Below are 6,515 nucleotides of genomic sequence, written 5' to 3'. Positions count from 1 at the left end.
CCGCCTGCCACTGCTGCACCTGCTGCAGCGCCGCGCTGGCCATCGCCAGGCGCAGCGGGTCGGCGACGCCGCCGGCATCGAAGCGACGCGCGCCGCTGCGGTACGGGGGCGGCGCCTCGGCCGGGAACTGCCAATCCGCCCCCGGGTCGCGCGCCTGCCAGTGCTGCTCGAACGGGACGCCGTGCGCGCGCCAGTGCGGCGAGGCCCACAGCCATGCCAGCCCCATCGGTCCGAGCAGCCATTTGTGTCCGACCGAGACCACGAAGTCCGGCCGCCAGGCATCCAACCGCACCGGCAGCACGCCGAGGCTCTGGCTCAGGTCCAGCACCAGCATCGCGCCAACCGCATGTACGCGCGGCGCGATGCGGTCCAGATCCAACAGACTGCCGTCGCGCCAGTAGGCGTTGGGCAGGGTCGCCACGCGCACGCGCGGCTCTGCATCCAGCGTCGCCAGGACCGCCGCGGTCCAGTCCTGCCCAGGTGCGCGCCGCACCACCGCCAGGGACGCGCCGCTCTCGGCGCAGCGTTGCTGCCACGCCAGCAGGTTGGACGGAAACTGGCCATCGAGCAGCAGCACCGCATCGCCGGGCGCCAACGGCACCTGCCGCGCCGCGATGGCCAGGCCGTACGCGGCCGACGGCACCATCGCCACGCCCTCGCCGTCGCCCGAGAACACGGTGGCCGCGGCCAGCGCGCGCAGGTCTTCGATCTGCGCGCGCCAGGCATCGAAGGACAGCGTCCAGGGCGCGATCGACTCGGCCAGCGCCGCCTGCCCCGCGACCAGTGCACGGTGCAGGCGCGGCCCCTTGCTGGCGGTGTCCAGGTAGCGCACGCCGGGCGGCAGCGCGAACGCCTCCGCCGCGGTATCGAAGTCGACCAGGGCGCCGGCGGACGCCGAACCGGCAGGGTGGTGCAAAGCGCTCGTAGACATGTGGCTAGGGTAACGCCACGGTCCGCGACGCGTGACGGTCCGTTCACGCCGCTGCGCTAAGACTGCATCGATGCAAGCGATCTCTCCGGCGTCACCGCCCTCGCCCATCGCATCCGTCGCGACGCTGGCGGACCGCCTGCGCCGCGTGCGCGCACGCAGCCGTCATCTCGCCGCACCATTGAGCGAAGAAGACGCGATGGTACAGAGCATGGACGACGCCAGCCCGGCCAAATGGCATCTGGCGCACACCACCTGGTTCTTCGAGCGGTTCGTGCTCGGCGCCGATCCGGCGTACCGCCCCCACGATCCGCAGTGGGACTACCTGTTCAACAGCTACTACCAGAGCATCGGTCCGGCGCATGCGCGGCCGCATCGCGGCCTGCTGTCGCGGCCATCGCTGACGCAGGTGCTGGACTACCGCAGCGAGATCGAAACCCGCGTACTGGCGCAGTTGCAGGCCGGCACGCTGGAGCCGCAGACGCTGCAGATCCTGGAACTGGGCCTGCAGCACGAACAACAACACCAGGAACTGCTGCTCACCGACATCAAGCATGCGTTCTGGCGCAATCCACTGGGCCCGGCCTATCGCGCGGATCTGGCGACGCAGCACGCGCCGGCGTCCCCGCTGCGCTGGCTGCAGCGCGACGAACAGATCAGCGAGATCGGTGCCGCGCCGTGGCCGGCGCATGGCGGTTTCGCCTACGACAACGAATCGCCGCGGCATCGCGTGCTGGTGCCGGCGCATGCGCTGGCCAGCCGCCCGGTGAGCAACGCCGAGTACGCCGAGTTCATCGCCGATGGCGGCTATCGCACGGTCGGGCTGTGGCTCAGCGACGGCTGGGCCAAGCGTTGCGCCGAGGACTGGCAGCGCCCGCTGTACTGGCACGCCGACGGCGCGCGCGAATTCACCCTCGGCGGCTGGCGCGAACGCGATCCGCATGCGCCGGTGTGTCATCTCAGCCTGTTCGAGGCAGATGCCTTCGCGCGCTGGGCCGGCGCGCGCCTGCCGACCGAGGCGGAGTGGGAACAGGCTGCCACCGGTGTCGCCATCGCCGGCAACTTCGTCGACACCGAGGCACTGCATCCGCAGTCGACGGCGCCGGCCGACACCGGCCTGCAGCAGTTGTTCGGCGATGTCTGGGAATGGACCGGCAGCGCCTACCTGCCCTACCCCGGCTTCCGCCCGTGGTCGGGCACGCTGGGCGAATACAACGGCAAGTTCATGAACGCGCAGTGGGTGTTGCGCGGCGGCAGCTGCGCCACGCCGCGCGACCACATCCGCGCCAGCTACCGCAACTTCTTCCCCTCCGATGCGCGGTGGCAGTTCGCCGGCGTGCGCCTGGCCGAGGATTCCGCATGAATGCCGCAACCGCCCGTGCCCTCACCGAAGCCGCCCTCACCGACCTGCATCCGCAGCCGGACGACATCACCGCCGATGCGATCGCCGGCCTGTCGTGCAGCCCCAAGCAGCTGCCGTCCAAGTATTTCTACGACGCCGAGGGCTCGCGCCTGTTCGAGGCGATCACCCGCCAGCCCGAGTACTACCTGACCCGCACCGAGCTGGAGTTGCTGGAAGCGCGCATGCCCTCAATCGCGCAGGCGGTGGGCACCGGCGCGCACGTGGTGGAACTGGGCAGCGGCAGCGGCCGCAAGACCCAGTTGCTGCTGGACGGCCTGCGCATGCCGGTGGCGTACACGCCGATCGAGATTTCCCGCGACATGCTGATGTCCAGCACCACGCGGCTGGCCGAGCGCTTCCCGCACATCCAGATGCTGCCGGTGTGCGCCGACTTCACCGCGCCGGTGGCGCTGCCGGCACCGCAGCGCGGCGCGCGCCGCACCCTGGTGTTCTTCCCCGGCTCGACCCTGGGCAACTTCACCCGCGAGGACGGCATTGCCCTGCTGCGCTCGATGCGCCAGACCATGGGCGCGGACGGCTGCGCCCTGGTCGGCATCGACCTGGTGAAGGACACGGCACTGCTGGAGGCCGCCTACAACGACGCCGCCGGGGTCACGGCCGAATTCACCCTGAACCTGCTGCGCCGGCTCAACCGCGAGATCGGCAGCGACTTCGACCTGGCGCAGTTCCGCCATCATGCCGTTTATTCGGAAGCGCGCGAGCGCATCGAGACCTTCCTGGTCAGCCAGTGCGCACAGCAGGTGACCGTGGCCGGGCGCCACTTCGATTTTGCCGAAGGCGAAGCGATGCAGGTCGAGTACAGCCACAAGTACACCGACCAGAGCTTTGCGGCGATGGCCGCCGAGGCCGGCCTGCGCGTCAGCCACGGCTGGAATGCGCAGGACGATGCGTTTGGGTTGCGGTTGCTGCAGAGCCGGGATCCGGGGCCCGGGGCCCGGGACCCGGAAAAGCCTTAATCTTCCAAGATGCGGCACGCCATGATGGTGTCCGCGGCAAAATCGCTATCAAGCGATTTTTTGTGGGAGGGGCTTCAGCCCCGACAGGCTTTCCCGGCAAAGCCCGTCGGGACTGAAGTCCCTCCCACAATGCAATCGCAACCGCCTTGCACTCGCGGAAAAATCGCGGGTCCCGGCTTTTCCGAGTTCCCTCAGGCCTGATACCCATTGCTGATCGGATAACGCCGCTCGCGCCCGAACGCGCGGCGCGACACCTTCGGGCCCGGCGCGGCCTGGTGGCGCTTCCATTCGCTGATGCGCACCAGCCGCACCACCCGGTCGACCACCTCGGCGGCATAGCCGGCGGCGACGATCTCGTCGCGTGATTCTTCCTGGTCGACGTAGCGGTACAGGATGCCGTCGAGCACGTCGTACGGCGGTAGCGAATCCTGGTCGGTCTGGTTGGCGCGCAGCTCCGCCGAGGGCGGCCGCGCGATCACCGCCGGCGGGATCACCGGCGCACCGCCGACCGTGTTGCGCCACTTCGCCAGGCCGAACACCTCGGTCTTGTACAGGTCCTTCAGCGGCGCATAGCCGCCGCACATGTCGCCGTAGATGGTAGCGTAGCCCACCGCGTACTCGCTCTTGTTGCCGGTGGTCAGCAGCAGGCCGCCGAACTTGTTGGCCAGCGCCATCAGGATCACGCCGCGGCTGCGCGACTGCAGGTTCTCCTCGGTGACGTCGGGCTCGGTGCCGGCGAACAGCGGGCCGAGCGCGCTCAGCAGGCCCTCGAACGCCGGCTCGATCGCCACCGTCTCCAGCTTCACGCCGAGGACGCGGCATTGATCCGCGGCCAGGTCGTTGGACAGGTCGGCGGTGTAGCGCGACGGCAGCCGCACCGCGGTGACGTTGTCCGCGCCAAGCGCGTCCACCGCCATCGCCAGCACCAGCGCCGAATCGATGCCGCCGGACAGGCCCAGCCAGACCTTGGAAAAGCGATTCTTTGCGCAATAGTCCTGCAGCCCGCGTACCACCGCGCGCCAGGCCAGCGCATCCATGCTCTCGTCGCCGTCGTCGGTCCAGCGCAGCGGCGCGAAGCGGCGCACGGCGGTGTCGTACTCGACCACCAGCCACTGGTCGGTGAAGGCGGCCGCGGCCGGATGCACGGTGCCGTCGCCGTCGGCCACCACCGAAGCGCCGTCGAACACCAGCGCATCCTGGCCACCGACCACGTTGAGATAGGCCAGCGCCGCGCCACTCTCGCGGCTGCGCTCGGCCAGCAGCGCGTCGCGCTGCGCATGCTTGCCGCGTTCGTAGGGGGAGGCATTGGGCACCAGCACCAGTTCCGCGCCCGCCTGCACGGTCGCCGCCAGCGGCTCCGGGAACCACAGGTCCTCGCAGATCACCAGGCCGACCGGCGTGCCCTTGACCTCGAACACGCAGTTCTCGCCGTCCGGGTCGACATCGAAGTAGCGGCGCTCGTCGAACACCGCGTAGTTGGGCAGTTCGCGCTTGCGGTAGGTGCGTTCGATGCGGCCGCCGCGCAGCACGCTGGCGGCGTTGTAGACCACGCTGCCGGCGCTTTGCGGCCAGCCGACCACCGCGACGATGCCACGCACCTGTGCGGCAATGCGCTGCACCGCGCGCTCGCAGTCGGCCAGGAAACCCGGCCGCAATAGCAGGTCTTCCGGCGGATAGCCGCTGACCGCCAGTTCCGGGAACAGCACCACGTCGGCGCCGTACTCGTCGCGCGCCTCCTCGATCAACGCGATGATCCGGTCGGTGTTCTGGGCGACGGCGCCAACCGGGAAATCGAACTGGGCCATGGCGAGGCGGAGGGAAGCGGACATAGGCAACCTTGCAGGAACGAATGGAAGACCGTCAGGCGCCACACGAGCGCATCGCACCTGCCGCGGCGCCGTTGCATCGCAAGGCCCCATGCGCAGTGTAGCGCTGTGCCGGGTTGCGGCCGATGATGCGCGTGCCGCCACGTTGGAGTGTGGGCATGTAGCCCACGCAGGCCGCATCTTGGATGTGCACATGGCGGGAGCCGCGGCGCTGCCGCAGGACGCTCTCCAAGGTGCACGCCCCCGAGAAAGCCGCTTGGCCAGGCACCCCGCGTCGCGACTGAAGTCGCTCCCACAATCGAGCAACATGCACGACCAATAGAAATCGCTGGTGCATGCGCCGCGCGTCGCCGCCGAAGCCGCGCTCACTCCAGGGACAGCACGTGCCGAGGCGTCACTGTGGGAGGGACTTCAGTCCCGACTGCATCACCCCCGAAGCACCTGCCAGCCACCGCCATGTGCTTCAGCGGATGCCAGCGCCAGTCCGCTCAAGGCGCCGCCGGCGCCAGCGCCGCAGCAACATCGTCACTCCCGCACACAAACTCAGCGCAGCGAGGCCCAGCACCGCCATGCGCACGCCAACGCCGTGCTGGAACACCACCTCCTTGCCCTCGCCGTCGAGCGTGTAGGCGACCACGTAGTCGCCCATCGTGCCCATGCCCTCGCGTCCGCCGGCCGCGATCACCACGTACTGCTTGCCGCCCACCGCATAGACCGAAGGCGTGGCCTGGCCACCGGCCGGCAGCTTGGCCTCCCACAGGGTCCTGCCGGTGGCGCTGTCGAGCGCGCGCAGGCGCGCATCGGCCGCCGCGGCGATGAAGGTCAGGCCACTGGCAGTGGTCACCGCGCCACCGAGCAGCGGCGTGCCCACCTCCAGCGGCAGCCACGGCAGTTTCTCTTCCAGCGTGCCGAGCGGGCGCTCCCAGGCGATCTTGCGCGTGCGCAGATCCACCGCCACCAGTCGCCCCCACGGCGGCTTGACGCAGGGAATGCCGCCTGAGGAGCTCAACATGCCGCGGCGCATGTAGTACGGCGTGTCTTCCATGTCGTTGAACTGCTGGTCCGGATGGCGCGCATGCTCGGCCTTGCTGAACTGCTCGCGCGGGATCAGCGCCACCTGCATCGGCAAGTCCGACACCGGCATGATCGCCAGCTGGCGCTGCGGATCCACCGCGATGCCACCCCAGTTCACGCCGCCGGCCCAACCCGGCAGCGCGATCGTGCCGCGCACGCTGGGCGGGGTGAACAGGCCTTCCGAGCGCAGCCCGGCGATCAGCGCTGCGCATTCGCGGCGCGCGCCGGGCGTCGCCCCCCAGGCGTCGGCGGCAGTCAGCGGCGTGTGCCGCGCCAGGCGCAGCCCCGGTTCGGGCATCGGCTGGGGG

General features: G+C 70.0%; 5 protein-coding genes. 2 read left to right on the top strand and 3 right to left on the bottom strand.

What is annotated here, in order from left to right:
* The coding region (locus D180_RS03385; RefSeq protein ID WP_017911679.1) for an aminotransferase class V-fold PLP-dependent enzyme at positions 1–916 on the bottom strand (916 nt) is incomplete at its 3' end.
* An 85-nt stretch (positions 917–1,001) separates the two neighbouring features.
* Between D180_RS03385 and egtB the strand changes: the two genes are divergently transcribed.
* Together egtB and egtD are read left to right on the top strand one after the other, a co-directional pair.
* Positions 1,002–2,291 (top strand): ergothioneine biosynthesis protein EgtB, encoded by a 1,290-nt coding sequence (egtB, locus tag D180_RS03380; RefSeq protein WP_043090413.1) that lies wholly within the window; start codon positions 1,002–1,004, stop codon positions 2,289–2,291.
* Complete coding sequence (egtD, locus tag D180_RS03375) at positions 2,288–3,307, top strand: L-histidine N(alpha)-methyltransferase (RefSeq protein ID WP_017911677.1); 1,020 nt, start codon at positions 2,288–2,290, stop codon at positions 3,305–3,307. Before egtB ends, egtD begins: the two co-directional genes overlap by 4 nt.
* Before the next feature lie 191 nt (positions 3,308–3,498).
* On the opposite strand, the gene D180_RS03370 is transcribed toward egtD, so the two are convergent.
* Together D180_RS03370 and D180_RS03365 are read right to left on the bottom strand one after the other, a co-directional pair.
* Positions 3,499–5,136: an NAD+ synthase gene (locus D180_RS03370; RefSeq protein ID WP_043090411.1), complete on the bottom strand. Its 1,638-nt coding sequence runs from the start codon at positions 5,134–5,136 to the stop codon at positions 3,499–3,501.
* A gap of 460 nt (positions 5,137–5,596) precedes the next feature.
* A partial coding sequence (locus D180_RS03365) for a PQQ-binding-like beta-propeller repeat protein (RefSeq protein WP_043090414.1) occupies positions 5,597–6,515 on the bottom strand: 919 nt, incomplete at its 5' end.

This window comes from Xanthomonas sp. SHU 166 (assembly GCF_000364685.1).
Classification (GTDB): domain Bacteria; phylum Pseudomonadota; class Gammaproteobacteria; order Xanthomonadales; family Xanthomonadaceae; genus Xanthomonas_A; species Xanthomonas_A sontii.
This window is presented reverse-complemented; position numbering and strand designations above follow the sequence as displayed.

Coding starts and splice junctions, on each gene's coding strand:
- egtB (WP_043090413.1), top strand. CDS start 1,002: ATGCAAGCGATCTCTCCGGCGTCACCGCCCTCGCCCATCGCATCCGTC.
- egtD (WP_017911677.1), top strand. CDS start 2,288: ATGAATGCCGCAACCGCCCGTGCCCTCACCGAAGCCGCCCTCACCGAC.
- D180_RS03370 (WP_043090411.1), bottom strand. CDS start 5,136: ATGTCCGCTTCCCTCCGCCTCGCCATGGCCCAGTTCGATTTCCCGGTT.